We start from the raw sequence: 15843 nt of genomic DNA on the forward strand, positions 1-15843 counted from the left end.
GCGGCCATGACCATGCGCGAGACACACGGGACACCGCGTTCAATTCATTCCCCCGGTCAATGCCCGATCGATGACGCCGATCCCCGTCGCGACCTGCTCCGTCACCGCCCCGCTTCCCGTCTTCGATGGATCCGGGCGGGTTCGGCCCACAGCGTGCCGCATCGCGCTTGACGGACAAAGCGTTTATCATCTTATGGTGAAACATTGATTAGACACGATCACGATGGTGAGCAAGCTGAGCCAGTCTCCCCCCCCGATCCTCAACGCCGCCGGCACCGAGCCGCTCGACCTGTTCGCCGACGACGCGGATATCGAACGCGCCTCGCGTTCGCTCAAGGCGATGTCGCACCCGCTGCGGCTGAAGATCCTGTGCACGCTCGGCGAACAGGAGGTCAGCGTGCAGGAGATCGTCGACCATGTCGGCACCTCACAGAGCAATATCTCCCAACACCTGGCGATCCTGCGCGACAAGGGTATCCTGGCCTCGCGCAAGGACGCCAACCGTGTCTACTACCGTGTCAGCGACGGTCGCACCCTGCAGCTGATCGGGATGATGCGCGAGGTCTTCTGTCAGCACGTTCGCTGACGCCTCCGGGGTGTCGCCTGCCGCCGCGGCTCCTTATACTCTGAACCCCCTTTGCATCAGCGCCGGTTCGCGCGATCTCGCCGCCGCACCCCGATCAGCAGCGGTGACGGGCGGCACGCGAGCGGCGCTCCAACATTCATGTGAGACTGCATCGCGATGTCGCTAGACCAGCTCGTCCAGTTCGTGGGCAACCATTGGCTCCTGTTCCTGGCGCTCGTCGTCATCCTCGGGTTGCTCATCCACAATCTGATCGTCGGCAGCAAGGGCAGCGTCGAGCCGCTCGGGGCCACCGAAATGATCAACCGCCAGGATGCGGTGGTGATCGACGTGCGCCCGGCGGCCGACTTCGCCAAGGGGCACATCCTCAACGCCATCAACATCCCCATGAACGGCTTCAAGAATCAGCTCGCCACCGTCGCCAAGCACAAGGGCAAGCCGATCATCGTCAATTGTCGCTCCGGCTCGCAGTCGCAGATGGCCTGCGCCCAGCTGCGCAAAGAAGGCTTCGAGGAGGTCTACAACCTCCGTGGCGGCATCATGGGCTGGGAGGCGGCGAGCCTGCCGCTGGCCCGCGGCGGCAAGAAGAAGCGCTAAACCCCGCCCGCGGCGCGGCGAGTCCGATCGGCCCGCCGCGCCGCGGGTACCATCGCCCCGTCCCGGCTCGCCGGGGCCGATCCGTTCCCGCCGCCCGGCGCCAGCAAGGACGCCGGCGGCATCACCAGACACAGGAATCGCGGCATGGCCGACAAGCAACAGCAGACCCCCGAGCGTCAATTCTCCGTCCAACGCGTCTACATCAAGGATGTCTCCTTTGAGTCCCCCAATGCGCCCGAACTCTTCCGCGGCGAATGGACCCCGAAGCACACCCTCAACCTCAACACCCAGATCAACGACCTCGACCAGGATCACTACGAGGTGGTGCTCGAGGTCACGGTGACGGTCAAGGTCGGCGACAAAACCGCCTTCATCGTCGAGGTGCAGCAGGCCGGCATCTTCAGCATCGCCGGTTTCCCCGAGCAGGAACTCGGCCCGATGCTCGGCGCCTACTGCCCGAGCCTGCTCTTCCCCTACGCCCGTGAAGTGGTCTCCGACCTGGTCTCCAAGGGCAGCTTCCCGCACCTGGTGCTGCAGCACGTCAACTTCGACCTGCTGTTCGCCCAGCACCAGCAGCAGCGTGCCCAGCAGGAGGCCCAGCAGGGCGGCACCGCGCCGACCGAGGCGGTCCAGCATTGAGCACCACCCCCAGCGCCCGGATCGCGGTCATCGGCGCCGGCTCCTGGGGCACGGCGCTGGCGCTGCAACTGGTGGCCAACGGCCACCAGGTCAGGCTCTGGAGCCATGAGCCGGAACAGATCGCTGCACTCCAGCGCGACCGCGAGAATCGCCAGTTCCTCCCCGGCGTGGCCTTTCCCGAGGGGTTGATCCCCACCGCCTCGCTCGCCGAGGCCCTGGCCGACGCCAGCGACTGTCTGGTGGTGGTGCCGAGCCATGCCTTCCGCACCGTCGCCCGCCAGCTCGCAGCACACCTCTCCGAGGGCTTCGGCGTGGCCTGGGCGACCAAGGGGTTGGATCCGGGCAGCAATCAGCTACTCCATCAAGTCGCCCAGGAGGAACTCGGCGAACGACCGCTGGCAGTGGTCTCCGGGCCGAGCTTCGCCCGCGAGGTCGGCGACGGCCTGCCGACGGCAGTCACCGTCGCCGCCGAGCGCGAGGCCTTCGCCCAACACATCGCCGGGTTGCTCCACGGCGGGCGCTTCCGCGCCTACACCAGCAGCGACATGGTCGGGGTGGAGATCTGCGGCGCGGCGAAGAACGTGCTGGCGATCGCCACCGGCATCGCCGACGGTCTCGGCTTCGGCGCCAACACCCGTGCGGCGCTGATCACCCGCGGTCTGGTCGAACTGATCCGGCTCGGTCAGGCGCTCGGCGGTCGCCCCGAGACCTTCATGGGGCTGGCCGGGATGGGTGACCTGGTGCTCACCTGCACCGACGACCAGTCACGTAATCGCCGCATGGGACTGGCGCTGGCCGGGGGCGAGAGCATCGAAGCGGCACGCGCGCGCATCGGCCAGGAGGTCGAGGGTGTGATCACCGCCAAGGCGATCCACGGCCTGGCCCAGCGTCTCGGCATCGAGATGCCGATCAGCGAACAGGTCTATCTGGTGCTCCACGCCGGGGTCTCGCCGGCACAGGCGACCCAGGCACTGCTCGAGCGCGAACCCAAGCCCGAGTTCCACTGACCCCCACGCCCGGACCGCGTGCGGTCCGGGCGCCCGCCCTCAGCGTGGCGCGGCACCGGCAAACCCCTGCTGGCGCCAGGCCTCGAATACCACCACCGCGACCGCGTTGGAGAGATTGAGACTGCGATTGCCCGGACACATCGGGATATAGAGCCGTTGCGACTCGGGCAGCGCCTCGATGCGCGCGCGCGGTAAACCCCGGGTCTCCGGACCGAACAACAGCGCGTCGCCGGGCTGATAGTCGGGCTTGGTATAGGGCACCTGACCATGACTGGTGAGCGCAAACAGCCGCCGCGGGGCGAGCTGTTCGAGACAGCTCTCGAGCGAGGCGTGTACGCGAACCTCCGCCCATTCGTGATAATCGAGCCCGGCGCGACGCAGCTTGCTGTCCTCGAGCGCGAAGCCGAGCGGCTCGATCAGGTGCAGCCGGGCCCCGGCGTTGGCGCTCAGACGGATCGCATTACCGGTGTTGGGCGGGATCTCGGGCTCGTAGAGGATGATATCGAACATCGCGGGCGGGACTCATCAGGAAGCAGCGGAGGGCGGAAGAAAATCCTTTGCGGACGGCGGCATATCCGCCGGCGCACCAGGGTTTAACGGTTGCCCCCGGCGCGCGGGCGCATGATATATTAAGACTTCGGCATTTGCTAAATTCGCCGTCGCAGACGGCTCACGCCATAGTGGGGGACAGGTCCATGAGTGACATCGCCGCGCTGAAAGCAGAGAAGCAAGCGCTGATCGAGAAGATGGTCGAGATGCAGCAGCAGTTCATCGACTACGAACACGAAAACGGTGTCTCGGGCAAGGACTACTGGGGATCCCAGGAGGGCATGCTGGCCAATTACCGTAACGAGTACATGACGATGGCCAACCGTGTCGTCGACATCGCCCACGAACTCGTCGGCTCCTCCCGACTCTAACCCGACAAGCCCCGGCAGCCGCCGGGGCTGCTGCATTCAGCCCGGCTCCGGGCGCAGGTGCTCGATATATCGAGGCACCGCCTCCAACTCCAGCCGCACCGCCTCACCCCGGACCACCAGCGGCGCCTCCAGCCCCTCGAATGCCAGACTGCACCCCACCCGCCCCCGGCTCTCGAAGGGCACCGGGATCATGTCGCGATAGACATAGAGGTTGTCCTCGAGTTCGCCACCGCTGCAGCACAGCTCACCCGGAGGGGGCAGGGCGGTCTCGTCCACCCCCTCGAACACCAGGGTTCCGGCCTGCCACCAGCGTGTCCGCTCGCGCGAGCCGGTCATGGTCTTGAGCTGATAGGCACGCGAGAAATGGATCCGCAGCTGCCCGCCGCGCTGCTCGACGGCATCGACCGTCGAGCCCTTGAGATCGATACTGATGCTGTCCACTCGACTCACTCCGTCGCCATGCCCGGTCCACCATGTCCAGGCCTCGTCGACCTAGTGTCGCGGCAGCCGTCGCGCAAGCCAAGCCCGAGGCTCAGTCCAGCCCCGTCTCGGACTCGCTCTCGAGACCGAGTTCCTTGATCTTACGGGTCAGGGTATTGCGCCCCCAACCGAGCAGCCGCGCCGCCTCCTGGCGCCGCCCGCCGGTCTGCTCGAGCGCGCACTGGATGAGGGTCTGCTCGAAGACCGGCAGCGCCTCGTCGAGCAGACCGTGCTCGCCCTGCTGCAACCGCTGCCGCGCCCAGCGTCGCAACACCGTCTCCCAGGAGGTCTCGGGCTGCTCCTGGGTCAGTGAGGCGCTGAGGTCCTCGGGCAGGTCCTCGACATGGATCTGCTTGCCCGAGGCCATCACCGTGAGCCAGCGCGCGGTATTCTCGAGCTGGCGCACGTTACCTGGCCAGTCGAGTCGCTCGAGCTGCTCGATCGCGCCCTGCATCAACACCTTGGACTCACAGCTCAGCTCGCGCGCCGCCTGCGCGAGGAAGTGACGCATCAGCAGCGGGATGTCCTCGCGCCGATCGCGCAACGCCGGCAGGTGGATGCGGATGACGTTGAGTCGGTGGAACAGGTCCTCACGAAAACGCCCCTCACGCACCAGCGACTCGAGGTCCTGGTGGGTGGCGGCGATGATGCGCACGTCGACCTTGATCGGCGCCACCCCGCCGACACGATAGAACTCGCCGTCGGCGAGCACGCGCAGCAGCCGGGTCTGCAGCTCGGCGGGCATGTCGCCGATCTCGTCGAGGAACAGGGTGCCGCCGTCGGCCTGCTCGAAGCGGCCCTCACGTCGCGACTGGGCGCCGGTGAAGGAGCCGCGCTCGTGACCGAACAGCTCGGATTCGAGCAGGTCGCGCGGGATCGCCGCCATGTTGAGGGCGATGAACGGACGTTCGCTGCGCGGGCTGTGACGATGCAGCGCCTGCGCCACCAGCTCCTTGCCGGTACCCGACTCGCCATTGATCAGCACGGTGATATTGGAACGCGCCAGCCGACCCACGGCGCGGAACACCTCCTGCATCGCCGGCGCCTCGCCGATGATGTCTGGACCGCTCGGGCGCGGCACCTCCTCCTGGCGCTCCTCGCGTCCGCGCCGGCAGGCGCGGCTGACCTGCGCCACCGCCTCGTCGAGATCGAACGGCTTGGGCAGGTACTCGAAGGCACCGCCGTGGAAGGCCGAGACCGCGCTGTCGAGGTCCGAGTGCGCGGTCATGATGATCATCGGCAGTCCGGGATAGCGCGCCGAGACCTGTTCGAGCAGATCGAGCCCATCGATCCCCGGCATGCGGATATCGGAAAGGATGACGTCGGGCTGCTCGCGCTCCAGCGCCTCCATCACACCGACGCCGTTGGAAAAACAGGTGACGTGCATCTGCGCCTTGCGCAACGCCCGTTCCAGTACCCAACGGATCGACCGGTCGTCATCGATCACCCAGACCCGGGGCTCGCGGCTCCCTCGTTCGAGGCTGTGCGGCATCATCGCGCTCCCCGCATGCCGACGGCATGCCTCGGGCGGCGCTGGCGGGACGACGCCGACGGGGTTGGCGAATGGGGTGGTTGCAGGTTCCTATGCATGCTCCGACTCCAGCGGCAGATAGACGAAGAACACCGTCTCGCCCGGCCGGCTCTCGCATTCGATCAGCCCGCCGTGCTGGTTGATGAGTTCCTGTGCGATGGGTAGCCCCAGTCCGGTGCCACCCTGCTTGCCCGAGACCATCGGGAAGAAGATCTTGTCGCGAATGTCCTCGGGGATCCCCGGGCCATCGTCACGAACCTGGGTCTGCAGTACCAGCCGATACCGACGGCTGCCGATGGTGAACTGACGCAGCACCCGGGTGCGCAGCTCGACCCGGCCGTCCCCTCCAGTGGCGGCTGCGGCGTTGCGCGCGAGGTTGAGGAAGGCCTGAATCAGTCGGTCGCCGTCGCCCATCAGATCGGGGATGCTGGGGTCGTAGTCGCGCACCACCTCGGGTCCGCGCGGGAACTCGGCGAGGATCAGCCCGCGCACGTGTTCGAGCACGTCGTGGATGTTGAGCGCCTCGCGCTGCGGCATCCGATTGGGTCCCAGCATGCGATCGACCAGCGACTGCAGCCGGTCGGCCTCGTCGATGATGATCCGGGTGTATTCACACAGCGCGGGATCGGGCAGCTCCTGCTCGAGCAGCTGGGCCGCACCGCGCAGACCGCCGAGCGGATTCTTGATCTCGTGGGCGAGGCCGCGGATCAGCGCCTGGGTGGCCCGGTGCTGGGTGAGCAGGTGTTCTTCCCGGGTGATGCGCAGCTGACGATCGACCTGATAAAGCTCGACCAGCACGCCCTCATCCGCACCAAAATGGTGCAGCGGCAGGACGGTACAGTTCACCGTCTTGGTGCGCCCATCGGCCACGGTGACATTGATCTCGCGCTCGGTGAAGGGGTGGCGCGAGCGCAGCGCCGCCACCAGCCGGACCTCAACCTGGTTGTCGGGACAGGGCAACAGGTCGGCGGCGGCCTGACCGATCATGTGCCGGGCGCTGGCCTCGAAGAGGATCTCGGCCGCGGGATTGAGGTACTCGAGCCGCAGCTCCCGATCGAACAGCAGCACCGCCATGTTGACGTGATCGAGGATCGTCCGCTCCAGCGAGCGCTTACCGGTGGTTTGAGCTGTCATGGTCCATTTGTACGACTGAATGAGGTCATCCGAGACCGGAAGACGAGACAGGGCCTCCTGTCGTCGAGGAAAAGACTAGCAAGAGACAGGCCAGCACAGCCACATCAGCTGCGGGGAGGAGTGCTCAGAGTTCGCCGGGCGACGCGGCGCGACGCAGCTCGAAGCGGTGTGTCGGGGCGCGGGCGACCAACGCACCCTGCTCGTCACGGATCAGCGCACCAAGACGATGGGGACCGAAGGCCACGCCGTCGAGGGCGAAGCGGGTGGCGCCAGCCTCGATCACCGTCTCGAGCCCATCGAGCACCATCACCAGCCGATGCCCTGGCTGCAGCGTGGGTTCGAGCCCGAGTTCGACGGCGAAGCGATCCTCGCCGCGCATCAACACCGCCTCGTCGACGGGGGAGAGGATCTCGAAGCGCGTATAGGGACCGGAGAAGGGATCGATGGCAGGGGTCGGATCGACGGGGCTGTCGGCGAGACCCGAGGCCGGGGCGTCGACATGGAGATCGAGTCGCTCGGCGGCGGCGGCGGCGGGCCGATCGGAGAAATGCACCCGCCCGTCGGCATCGACCCAGCGATAGACGCCGGCCTGGACAATGAGGCAGGGGAGCAGCAACAGCGGGAGGAGCAGTGCCGACCGAATCATGGCCGAAGCATAGTCCAGCGTTGGGGGGCGCTCAAGCGGGGGGTGCCTGGACGCTGGTGGCGCATCCCTGCGCCGAGGTTGCGACCGCGCGGGATCCCGCGCGGTCGCGACAGCCGATCAGAGGCTGTAGTACATGTCGAACTCGACCGGGTGGGTGGTCATCCGCATGCGGGTGACCTCGTCCATCTTGAGGTTGATGTAGCTGTCGATCAGGTCATCGGTGAACACGCCGCCGACGGTGAGGAACTCACGGTCACGGTCGAGGTTGTCGAGCGCCATCTCCAGCGAGGAGGCGACGGTCGGGATGGCCTTGGCCTCTTCACGCGGCAGATCGTAGAGATCCTTGTCCATGGCATCGCCGGGGTGGATCTTGTTCATGATGCCGTCGAGACCGGCGAGCATCATCGCCGAGAAGGCGAGATAGGGATTGCCGGTGGGATCGGGGAAGCGCACCTCGATGCGACGGCCCTTGGGGCTGGCGCAGTGCGGGATGCGGATCGAGGCCGAGCGGTTGCGCGCCGAGTAGGCGAGCATCACCGGGGCCTCGAAGCCGGGGACCAGACGCTTGTAGGAGTTGGTCGAGGCGTTGGTCAGGGCATTGAGCGCACGCGCGTGCTTGATGATGCCGCCGATGTAGTAGAGGGCCATGTCGGACAGGCCGCCGTACTTGTCGCCGGCGAACAGGTTCTGACCGTCTTTGGCGAGCGACTGGTGCACATGCATGCCGCTGCCGTTGTCGCCGACCAGCGGCTTGGGCATGAAGGTCGCGGTCTTGCCGTAGGCGTGGGCGACGTTGTGCACCACGTACTTGAGGATCTGGTTGGCGTCGGCACGCTTGACCAGAGTGTCGAACTTGGTGCCGATCTCACACTGGCCGGCGGTGGCGACTTCGTGGTGGTGCACCTCGACGCCGACGCCCATCTCCTCGAGGGTCAGACACATGGCCGCACGCAGATCGTTGAGCGAGTCGACCGGGGGCACCGGGAAGTAGCCGCCCTTGACCTTCGGGCGGTGACCCATGTTGCCGTCGCCGAACACCCGCTCGGAGTTCCAGCCGGCCTCCTCGGAGTCGATCTTGTAGAAGGCGCCGCTCATGTCTGCGCCCCAGCGCACGTCGTCGAGCACGAAGAACTCGGGCTCGGGACCGAAGAAGGCGGTGTCGGCGATGCCGGTGGACTTCAGATAGGCCTCGGCGCGCTTGGCCACCGAGCGCGGATCACGCTCGTAGCCGATCATGGTGTCAGGCTCGAGGATGTCACAACGGATGATGAGGGTGCTCTCCTCGGCGAAGGGGTCCATCACCGCAGTCGTGGGGTCGGGCATCAGCACCATGTCCGAGGCCTCGATACCCTTCCAGCCCGCGATCGAGGAGCCGTCGAACATCTTGCCTTCCTTGAAGGCGTCCTCGTCGATCATGCTCGTCGGCATGGAGACATGCTGCTCCTTGCCGCGGGTATCGGTAAAGCGCAGATCCACGAAGGTCACTTCGTTGTCTTTCATCATCTTCATGACATCAGTGGTCATTCGAACGTCTCCAATGCTGAGTGCTGTGTTCTAGATACGGATAAGGCGTTGTCGGCCGAGCAATGCACAAGGCTTGCGCTGGCGTATCAGCGCTCGCACCATCCGGCGCAGCAGCCTAACAGGTCATCGATCGTGCCGCACGACCTGCCGTCCGGGCCGGCAGGCGATGCAGAATTCTGGTTGACCCGGTTGAAGGTCCGGGCTCGGGTCCACGACAAGGACCGCCATCGCGACCGTTCCGCCGGACGACGGGATGATCCTCGCCATCCGATGCCAATCAGGCATGCAACGAGCAAGCCAGAATTTTGAGCGCCCTTGATGAGATCCACCCCAGGTCCCGGTCGCGACGAACACGCGACGAGACGTTGGGATGTACAAACAAGACCTTGGCGACGGCAGGGTTGTGAAATCACCCACTACGGAGGCGGCATCACCTCGGTGGATAGGGGGGGCACCGGGAGCGAGATGCGCACAATCGAGGCGCTCTCACAAGGGAGAGGTGCACCAAAAAAGATCATCAGGCCGCTTTACGCACCAAAATAGGGCAAAATCAGTCACCAAAGAAGACTCGCACCCCCCGGAACAGCGGGTCGTCGGCAAGCGCATCGGCCAGACGTGCGCGCAGTCGCTCGGCATCGGCCCCCTGGCGCAGACAGGCGGCGAGCGGGAAGTACACCTCGATGTCGATGGCACCGTCGAGATAGTGCAACAACACCCGCTGACGCTCGTTGGCCTCGGGGATCGCAGACCAGGCCGAGGCCAGGCGCGCCAGTGCCTCGGCACGCAGCGGCAGCAAGTAACAGGCCGAGAGGTGCTCGTCGTCCTCGGGGTCGATGTGCACGGTGACATCGGCGATCTCGTCGATCTCGCGCTTGAGCCGACGCTCGACCAGGACGCTGATCATGTGACCTTCGGAGACACTGACGTAGGGATCGACCAGCACATGCACGTCGACCGACGCCTGCCCTCCGAGACGGCGGGTGCGCAACATATGGATATCGCGCACGCCGCCGACCGAGCGGATGGTCTGCCTGACCGCGTTGAGCTGATCGCCCTGCAGGCCGGTGTCGACCAGCTCGCTGGCCGCCTCCCAACCGAGTTCCCAGGCGATCTTGGCGATCATCAGCGCCACCATCACCGCAGCGATGGCATCGAGATAGGGCAGCCCGGCCATGGTGCCGGCGATCCCCACCAGCACCACCACCGAGGAGACCGAGTCGGAGCGATGGTGCCAGGCATTGGCGCGCAACAGATCCGAACGCACCCGCTTGGCATGGGCCAGGGTCCACCAGTAGAGCCACTCCTTGACCAGGATCGAGACCAGGGTGGCGCCGAGCGCGATGAGATCGGGACGCAGCAGCTCCTCGGGGCTGAACAGCCGCTCGACCGCGTCCCAACCGATACCGATGGCCACCGCCAGCAGCAAAAACCCGAGCGCGAGGGTGGCAACCGTCTCGTAGCGCGCATGTCCGTAGGGGTGCTCCTGATCCGGTCCCTGATGGGCCTGACGCCCGGCGATCAGCACCAGGGCGTCGGAGAGCAGATCGGAGAGCGAATGCAGACCGTCGGCGACCAGCGCCTGCGAGTGACCGAGCCAACCGGCGACGATCTTCACCGCAGCCAGCACCAGATTGAGCACGGCCCCGACCACGGCGGTCCGGGTCACGGCCTCGCGACGGGCATCGGCGCTGTGTTGATCAAGGGTCACGACTAGGGGCTTCCACAGGTTGCGCCGACCGGGTCCGGGCCGACGGCGCTCCAGTATAAGCGACAGCGGCGGATCGCATCAGCTTCCAGCGGCCAGCTGACAGCCGCCAGCGGGAAGGGATGGCGTTCATGGCCCAAGGTTGGCCGATCAGATCAATGTCCAACCCACGGCCTCCAGCAGGGAGGACAGGTTCGAGTCACCGGGGAGGCCACGCTCTTACCCCTAGCGGCTAACGGCTAGCCATCGATGACTGGTGGCTGGCGGCTGGCGACTGATGGCTGGCGACTGATGGCTGATGGCTGATGGCTGATGGCTGATGGCTGATGGCTGATGGCTGATGGCTGGTGGCTGGTGGCTGGTGGCTGGCGGCTGATGGCTGGCGGCTGACGGCTGACGGCTGGCGACTGATGGCTGGCGACTGATGGCTGATGGCTGATGGCTGGCGGCTGGCGGCTGATGGCTGATGGCTGATGGCTGGTGGCTGGTGGCTGGTGGCTGATGGCTGATGGCTGATGGCTGATGGCTGGCGGCTGGCGGCTGATGGCTGATGGCTGGCGGCTGGCGGCTGGCGGCTGATGGCTGGCGGCTGATGGCTGGCGGCTGGTCGCTGCCCCCGACCAACCCCATTGGCGCGCCAGCGACCCGAGCCGATATAATTGCGCGTTTACGTCAACCGCCCCGATCCCAAGGAGCCCGCCTTGACTCTCCAATCCGAGGACCTCTCGACCTTCCAGGGCCTGATCTTCGCGCTCGAACGCTACTGGGCCGATCTCGGGTGCGTCGTCGTCCAACCCTATGACATGGAAGTGGGCGCGGGCACCTTCCACCCCTCCACCTTCCTCCGCTCGATCGGTCCCGAGCCGTGGCGCAGCGCCTATGTGCAGCCCTCGCGTCGCCCCACCGACGGGCGCTATGGCGAGAATCCCAACCGGCTGCAGCACTACTACCAGTTCCAGGTCGCACTCAAGCCCTCGCCGGAGAACATCCAGGAACTCTATCTCGACTCGCTGCGCCGACTCGGCATCGACCCGCTGGAGCACGACATCCGCTTCGTCGAGGACAACTGGGAATCGCCCACGCTGGGTGCCTGGGGACTCGGCTGGGAGGTCTGGCTCAACGGCATGGAGGTGACCCAGTTCACCTACTTCCAGCAGGTCGGCGGCCTCGACTGCCGCCCGGTCACCGGCGAGATCACCTACGGGCTCGAGCGCATCGCCATGTACCTGCAGGGCGTCGAGAGCGTCTATGACCTGGTGTGGAGCCGCACCCCGGCGGGCACTGTCACCTATGGCGACGTCTTCCACCAGAACGAGGTCGAGCAGTCGACCTACAACTTCGAGATCGCCGACACCGACGCGCTGTTCGCCCAGTTCGACACCTGCGAGCGGGTCAGCACCCAGCTCATCGAGCGCGGACTGCCGCTGCCGGCCTACGAGCAGATGCTCAAGGCCTCGCATACCTTCAACCTGCTCGACGCCCGCGGGGCGATCTCGGTGACCGAGCGCCAGCGCTTCATCCTGCGGGTGCGCACGCTGTCGCGGGCAGTCGCCAAGACCTATTACGAGAGCCGGGAGGCGCTTGGCTTCCCGATGCTGGCACAGTGAGGGAGAGAACATTGGACGCACCCACTGATCTGCTGATCGAGATCGGCACCGAGGAACTCCCCCCGCTGGCGCTGCCGCGCCTGTCGCAGGCCTTCGTCGAGGGCGTGGCGCGCGAGCTGCGCGAGCGCAGCATCGACTTCACCACCATCGCGCCCTTCGCCGCACCGCGCCGCCTGGCGATGCTGGTGCGCGGCATCGCCACCCGCCAGCCCGACCAGCAGCAGGTGCGCCGCGGCCCGGCGCTCCGGGCCGCCTTCGACGACAGCGGCGCGCCGACCAAGGCCGCGCAGGGCTTCGCCCGCTCCTGCGGCGTCGAGGTCGAGGCGCTGGAGCGCGAGGAGACGCCCAAGGGCACCTGGCTGGTACACCGCTCGACCCTCGCCGGTCGCGCCACCGCCGAGCTGATCCCCGAGATCGTCGAGGCCGCGCTCGCCACCCTGCCGATCCCGCGGCGGATGCGCTGGGGTGCGGGCGAGGCCGAGTTCGTGCGTCCCGTGCACTGGGTTTGCCTGCTGCTCGGTGAGCAGCCGGTCGCCGGCCGGGTGCTCGGCATCGAGGCCGGCACCAGCACCCGCGGTCACCGCTTCCATCACCCCGAGCCGATCGAACTCACCCGCGCCGACGATTACGCCGAGCAGCTGCGCACCACCGGTCGGGTCGAGCCCGACTTCGCCCAGCGCCGCGAGCAGGTGCGCGTCGGCGTCACCGCCCTGGCCGAGGCCGAGGGGCTGCGCGCGCGCATCGATCCCGAGCTGCTCGACGAGGTCTGCGCCCTGGTCGAGTGGCCGCAGCCGGTGCTCGGTCGTTTCGAGGAGCGCTTCCTGGAGATTCCCCCGGAGGTGCTGATCGAGACCATGCAGAGCAACCAGAAGTACTTCCCGGTGGAGGACGCCGAGGGTCGTCTACAGGCCTGCTTCATCACCGTCGCCAACGTCGTCAGTCGCGCTCCCGAGAAGGTGCGTGCCGGTAACGAGCGGGTGATCCGTCCGCGCTTCGCCGACGCCGCCTTCTTCTGGGAGCAGGACCTCAAGCAGCCGCTCGAGGCCTTCGCCGGCAAGCTCGAACGGGTGGTGTTCCAGGACAAGCTCGGCACCCTGGCCGAGAAGAGCGCGCGCGTGGCGCGGCTCGGGCGCGCCCTGGCCGCGCCGCTCGGCGGCGACCCGGCACTGATCGAGCGTGCCGCGCGGTTGGCCAAGTGCGACCTGGTCACCAGCATGGTCTACGAATTCACCAGCCTGCAGGGCACCATGGGCCGCTACTATGCCGAGCGCGCCGGCGAGGACCCCTGTGTCAGCGCCGCCATCGAGCAGCAGTACCTGCCGCGCTTCGCCGGCGACGCCCTGCCCGAAGGGCTGTGCGGCCGCGCCCTGGCGCTCGCCGACCGGCTCGACACCCTGGTCGGCATCTTCGGCATCGGGCTGCGCCCGACCGGCACCAAGGACCCCTACGCGCTGCGTCGGGCCTCGATCGCGGTGCTGCGCATCCTCATCGAGACCCCGCTCGACCTCGACCTGGAGGCGCTGCTGGAGCAGGCCGCCGCCGGCTACCCCGAGGGGCTGCTCGGCGCCGAGGTGGTCGGCGAGGTGCGCGACTACATGCTCGAGCGGCTGCGCGGCTACTACGAGGAGCAAGGCGTCGGCGCCGATGTCGTCGAGGCGGTGCTCGGCGCCGGTGGCGCCAACCCCTGGGAACTCGACCGCCGCATCGCTGCGGTCGCGGCCTTCCGCGAACTGCCCCAGGCCGCCTCGCTGGCCGCGGCCAACAAGCGCATCCACAACATCCTGGCAAAGAACGCCGAGGCCGTCGGCGAGGCCGGGGCGGTCGACAGCGGGTTGCTCGAGGATGCGGCCGAGCGGCGTCTCGCCGAGCGCGTCGCCGCGCTCGGCGAGACGGTCGCACCACTGGTCGCCAGCCGTGACTACGGCCGCGTGCTCGCCACCCTGGCCGAACTCGGCGGTGACGTTGACGCCTTCTTCGATCAGGTGATGGTGATGGCCGAGGACCCGGCGGTGCGCACCAACCGCATCCGTCTGCTGCAGTCGCTCGGCGCGCTGTTCATGCAGGTCGCCGACATCTCGCGGCTGCAGCACTGAGCGCCCGACCCGGCATGACCGAACGGCTGGTCGTCCTCGACCGCGACGGGGTCGTCAACCACGACTCCGACGCCTATATCAAGTCGGTCGAGGAGTGGCGGCCGATCCCCGGCAGCCTCGAGGCGATGGCCCGGCTCCACCACGCCGGCTGGCGGCTGGCCATCGCCACCAACCAGTCCGGCATCGCCCGCGGGTTGTTCGACCCGAGCACCCTCGACGCCATCCACCAACGCCTGCGCGAGCAGCTCGCCGATCATGGCGCGCGCATCGAGATGATCGCCTTCTGCCCTCATGGTCCCGACGACGGCTGCGACTGCCGCAAGCCGCTGCCCGGACTGCTCGAGCAGATCGCCCGGCGCCTCGGCGTCGATCTCCGCGGGGTGCCGGTGATCGGTGACTCGCTGCGCGACCTCGAGGCCGCGCGTACCGTCGGCGCCGCGCCCTGGCTGGTGCGCACCGGCAAGGGCGAGCGCACCCTGGCGGCGCGCGCCGACCATCCGGGGCCCGACCCTCTGGCCGGCGTCCCGATCTTCTCCGACCTCAGCGCGGCGACCGACGCCCTGCTCGCATCCGACACAGGCCCATGACCCTGATCCGCTCGCTCATCTACCAAGCCTTCATGTTCCTCAGCATCGTGCTCTATGCCTCGCTGATCGTCATCACCCCGAGACGCACCGGCGCCTGGCTGGCGCGTGCCTGGGCACGGCTCAACCTGCGCGCGCTCGGCTGGATCTGTGGGCTGCGCTATCGCATCCAGGGGCTCGAGCACCTGCCCGAGGGGGCGACCATTGTGCTCGCCAAGCATCAGTCGACCTGGGAGACCATCGCGCTGCGCGCCATCCTGCCGCTGGAGCAGACCTGGGTGCTCAAACGCGAGCTGATGCGCATTCCCTTCTTCGGCTGGGCGCTCAAGCGCTTCCAGCCGATCGCCATCGACCGCTCGGCCGGACGCCGCGCGGTCGCGCAGCTGCTGCGCGAGGGGCTGACGCTGCTCAAGGCCGGACGCTGGGTAGTGATCTTCCCCGAGGGCACCCGAGTGGCCGCCGGCACGCGGCAACCCTATGCCATCGGTGGTGCGCTGCTGGCCGAGCGCAGCGGTCGGCCGGTGCTCCCGGTGGCGCACAACGCCGGCGAGTTCTGGGGACGACGCAGCCTGCGCAAACGCGCCGGCACCATCGACCTGGTGATCGGACCGCTGATGGAGACCCAGGGACGCAAGGCCGCCGAGATCAATGCCGCGGTCGAGCAGTGGATCGAGGAGACCGTCGAGGCGCTGCCGCGCCCGCTCTCGGGCAAGGCCGGCGCGCTGCAACAAGGGTAGGGCGCCGCCACCCGCGGGAGCGGGCGCGGCGAGCACCGGGCCGGGCAGGCCCGGCC

At 67.5% G+C, this 15843-nt stretch carries 16 protein-coding genes; 9 read left to right on the forward strand and 7 right to left on the reverse strand.

Features of this window, described 5'->3' with window-relative positions:
- Positions 1-223: 223 nt before the first annotated feature.
- From MARPU_RS16260 to MARPU_RS16275, 4 genes are all read left to right on the forward strand, one after another.
- The gene (locus MARPU_RS16260; RefSeq protein ID WP_005224925.1) at positions 224-586 is read left to right on the forward strand and encodes an ArsR/SmtB family transcription factor; all 363 of its coding nucleotides are present in this window, start codon (positions 224-226) and stop codon (positions 584-586) included.
- A gap of 156 nt (positions 587-742) precedes the next feature.
- Entirely contained in the window at positions 743-1180 is a 438-nt protein-coding gene (locus MARPU_RS16265; protein ID WP_005224926.1) for a rhodanese-like domain-containing protein, read from the forward strand.
- A 144-nt stretch (positions 1181-1324) separates the two neighbouring features.
- Positions 1325-1819: a protein-export chaperone SecB gene (gene secB / locus MARPU_RS16270; protein WP_005224927.1), complete on the forward strand. Its 495-nt coding sequence runs from the start codon at positions 1325-1327 to the stop codon at positions 1817-1819.
- On the forward strand, positions 1816-2826 hold the full coding sequence (locus tag MARPU_RS16275; protein WP_005224928.1) for an NAD(P)H-dependent glycerol-3-phosphate dehydrogenase: 1011 nt from the start codon (positions 1816-1818) through the stop codon (positions 2824-2826). The genes secB and MARPU_RS16275 overlap by 4 nt, the downstream gene beginning before the upstream one ends.
- Before the next feature lie 39 nt (positions 2827-2865).
- On the opposite strand, the gene MARPU_RS16280 is transcribed toward MARPU_RS16275, so the two are convergent.
- Positions 2866-3336 (reverse strand): tRNA (cytidine(34)-2'-O)-methyltransferase, encoded by a 471-nt coding sequence (locus MARPU_RS16280; protein ID WP_005224929.1) that lies wholly within the window; start codon positions 3334-3336, stop codon positions 2866-2868.
- Positions 3337-3521: 185 nt separating this feature from the next.
- Between MARPU_RS16280 and MARPU_RS16285 the strand changes: the two genes are divergently transcribed.
- The gene (locus tag MARPU_RS16285; protein WP_005224930.1) at positions 3522-3746 is read left to right on the forward strand and encodes a hypothetical protein; all 225 of its coding nucleotides are present in this window, start codon (positions 3522-3524) and stop codon (positions 3744-3746) included.
- 36 nt (positions 3747-3782) lie between these two features.
- On the opposite strand, the gene MARPU_RS16290 is transcribed toward MARPU_RS16285, so the two are convergent.
- The 6 genes from MARPU_RS16290 to MARPU_RS16315 all read right to left on the reverse strand — a co-directional run bounded on the left by MARPU_RS16290 (position 3783) and on the right by MARPU_RS16315 (position 10769).
- A complete protein-coding gene (locus MARPU_RS16290) occupies positions 3783-4187 on the reverse strand; it encodes a hypothetical protein (protein ID WP_005224931.1) in 405 nt (134 codons plus the stop codon).
- 91 nt (positions 4188-4278) lie between these two features.
- On the reverse strand, positions 4279-5718 hold the full coding sequence (gene ntrC / locus MARPU_RS16295; RefSeq protein ID WP_005224932.1) for a nitrogen regulation protein NR(I): 1440 nt from the start codon (positions 5716-5718) through the stop codon (positions 4279-4281).
- A gap of 90 nt (positions 5719-5808) precedes the next feature.
- Complete coding sequence (gene glnL / locus MARPU_RS16300) at positions 5809-6891, reverse strand: nitrogen regulation protein NR(II) (RefSeq protein WP_005224933.1); 1083 nt, start codon at positions 6889-6891, stop codon at positions 5809-5811.
- A gap of 124 nt (positions 6892-7015) precedes the next feature.
- Positions 7016-7537 (reverse strand): DUF4124 domain-containing protein, encoded by a 522-nt coding sequence (locus MARPU_RS16305; protein ID WP_005224934.1) that lies wholly within the window; start codon positions 7535-7537, stop codon positions 7016-7018.
- A 117-nt stretch (positions 7538-7654) separates the two neighbouring features.
- Positions 7655-9061 carry a glutamate--ammonia ligase gene (gene glnA, locus MARPU_RS16310; protein ID WP_005224935.1) on the reverse strand — a complete coding sequence of 469 codons (1407 nt, stop codon included), beginning with the start codon at positions 9059-9061 and terminating at the stop codon, positions 7655-7657.
- A gap of 550 nt (positions 9062-9611) precedes the next feature.
- Positions 9612-10769, reverse strand: a complete 1158-nt coding sequence (locus MARPU_RS16315; RefSeq protein WP_005224936.1) for a cation diffusion facilitator family transporter — start codon at positions 10767-10769, stop codon at positions 9612-9614.
- Positions 10770-11467: 698 nt separating this feature from the next.
- On the opposite strand from MARPU_RS16315, the gene glyQ reads away from it, so the two are divergent.
- Genes glyQ through MARPU_RS16335 form a run of 4 tightly spaced genes read left to right on the forward strand, consistent with a single transcriptional unit; the run spans position 11468 to position 15787 of the window.
- Entirely contained in the window at positions 11468-12373 is a 906-nt protein-coding gene (gene glyQ, locus MARPU_RS16320; protein ID WP_025275411.1) for a glycine--tRNA ligase subunit alpha, read from the forward strand.
- Positions 12374-12384: 11 nt separating this feature from the next.
- Positions 12385-14466 (forward strand): glycine--tRNA ligase subunit beta, encoded by a 2082-nt coding sequence (gene glyS / locus MARPU_RS16325; RefSeq protein ID WP_005222296.1) that lies wholly within the window; start codon positions 12385-12387, stop codon positions 14464-14466.
- A 14-nt stretch (positions 14467-14480) separates the two neighbouring features.
- On the forward strand, positions 14481-15053 hold the full coding sequence (gene gmhB / locus MARPU_RS16330) for a D-glycero-beta-D-manno-heptose 1,7-bisphosphate 7-phosphatase (RefSeq protein WP_005222295.1): 573 nt from the start codon (positions 14481-14483) through the stop codon (positions 15051-15053).
- Positions 15050-15787: a lysophospholipid acyltransferase family protein gene (locus tag MARPU_RS16335; protein ID WP_005222288.1), complete on the forward strand. Its 738-nt coding sequence runs from the start codon at positions 15050-15052 to the stop codon at positions 15785-15787. The genes gmhB and MARPU_RS16335 overlap by 4 nt, the downstream gene beginning before the upstream one ends.
- Positions 15788-15843 lie beyond the last annotated feature (56 nt).

Origin of the sequence: Marichromatium purpuratum 984 (genome assembly GCF_000224005.2) — a bacterium.
GTDB classification, from domain to species: domain Bacteria; phylum Pseudomonadota; class Gammaproteobacteria; order Chromatiales; family Chromatiaceae; genus Marichromatium; species Marichromatium purpuratum.

What these genes read in the sequence shown, in the direction of transcription:
- MARPU_RS16260 (WP_005224925.1), top strand. Translation starts at nt 224, where the DNA reads ATGGTGAGCAAGCTGAGCCAGTCTCCCCCCCCGATCCTCAACGCCGCC.
- MARPU_RS16265 (WP_005224926.1), top strand. Translation starts at nt 743, where the DNA reads ATGTCGCTAGACCAGCTCGTCCAGTTCGTGGGCAACCATTGGCTCCTG.
- secB (WP_005224927.1), top strand. Translation starts at nt 1,325, where the DNA reads ATGGCCGACAAGCAACAGCAGACCCCCGAGCGTCAATTCTCCGTCCAA.
- MARPU_RS16280 (WP_005224929.1), bottom strand. Translation starts at nt 3,336, where the DNA reads ATGTTCGATATCATCCTCTACGAGCCCGAGATCCCGCCCAACACCGGT.
- MARPU_RS16285 (WP_005224930.1), top strand. Translation starts at nt 3,522, where the DNA reads ATGAGTGACATCGCCGCGCTGAAAGCAGAGAAGCAAGCGCTGATCGAG.
- ntrC (WP_005224932.1), bottom strand. Translation starts at nt 5,718, where the DNA reads ATGCCGCACAGCCTCGAACGAGGGAGCCGCGAGCCCCGGGTCTGGGTG.
- glnL (WP_005224933.1), bottom strand. Translation starts at nt 6,891, where the DNA reads ATGACAGCTCAAACCACCGGTAAGCGCTCGCTGGAGCGGACGATCCTC.
- MARPU_RS16305 (WP_005224934.1), bottom strand. Translation starts at nt 7,537, where the DNA reads ATGATTCGGTCGGCACTGCTCCTCCCGCTGTTGCTGCTCCCCTGCCTC.
- glnA (WP_005224935.1), bottom strand. Translation starts at nt 9,061, where the DNA reads ATGACCACTGATGTCATGAAGATGATGAAAGACAACGAAGTGACCTTC.
- gmhB (WP_005222295.1), top strand. Translation starts at nt 14,481, where the DNA reads ATGACCGAACGGCTGGTCGTCCTCGACCGCGACGGGGTCGTCAACCAC.
- MARPU_RS16335 (WP_005222288.1), top strand. Translation starts at nt 15,050, where the DNA reads ATGACCCTGATCCGCTCGCTCATCTACCAAGCCTTCATGTTCCTCAGC.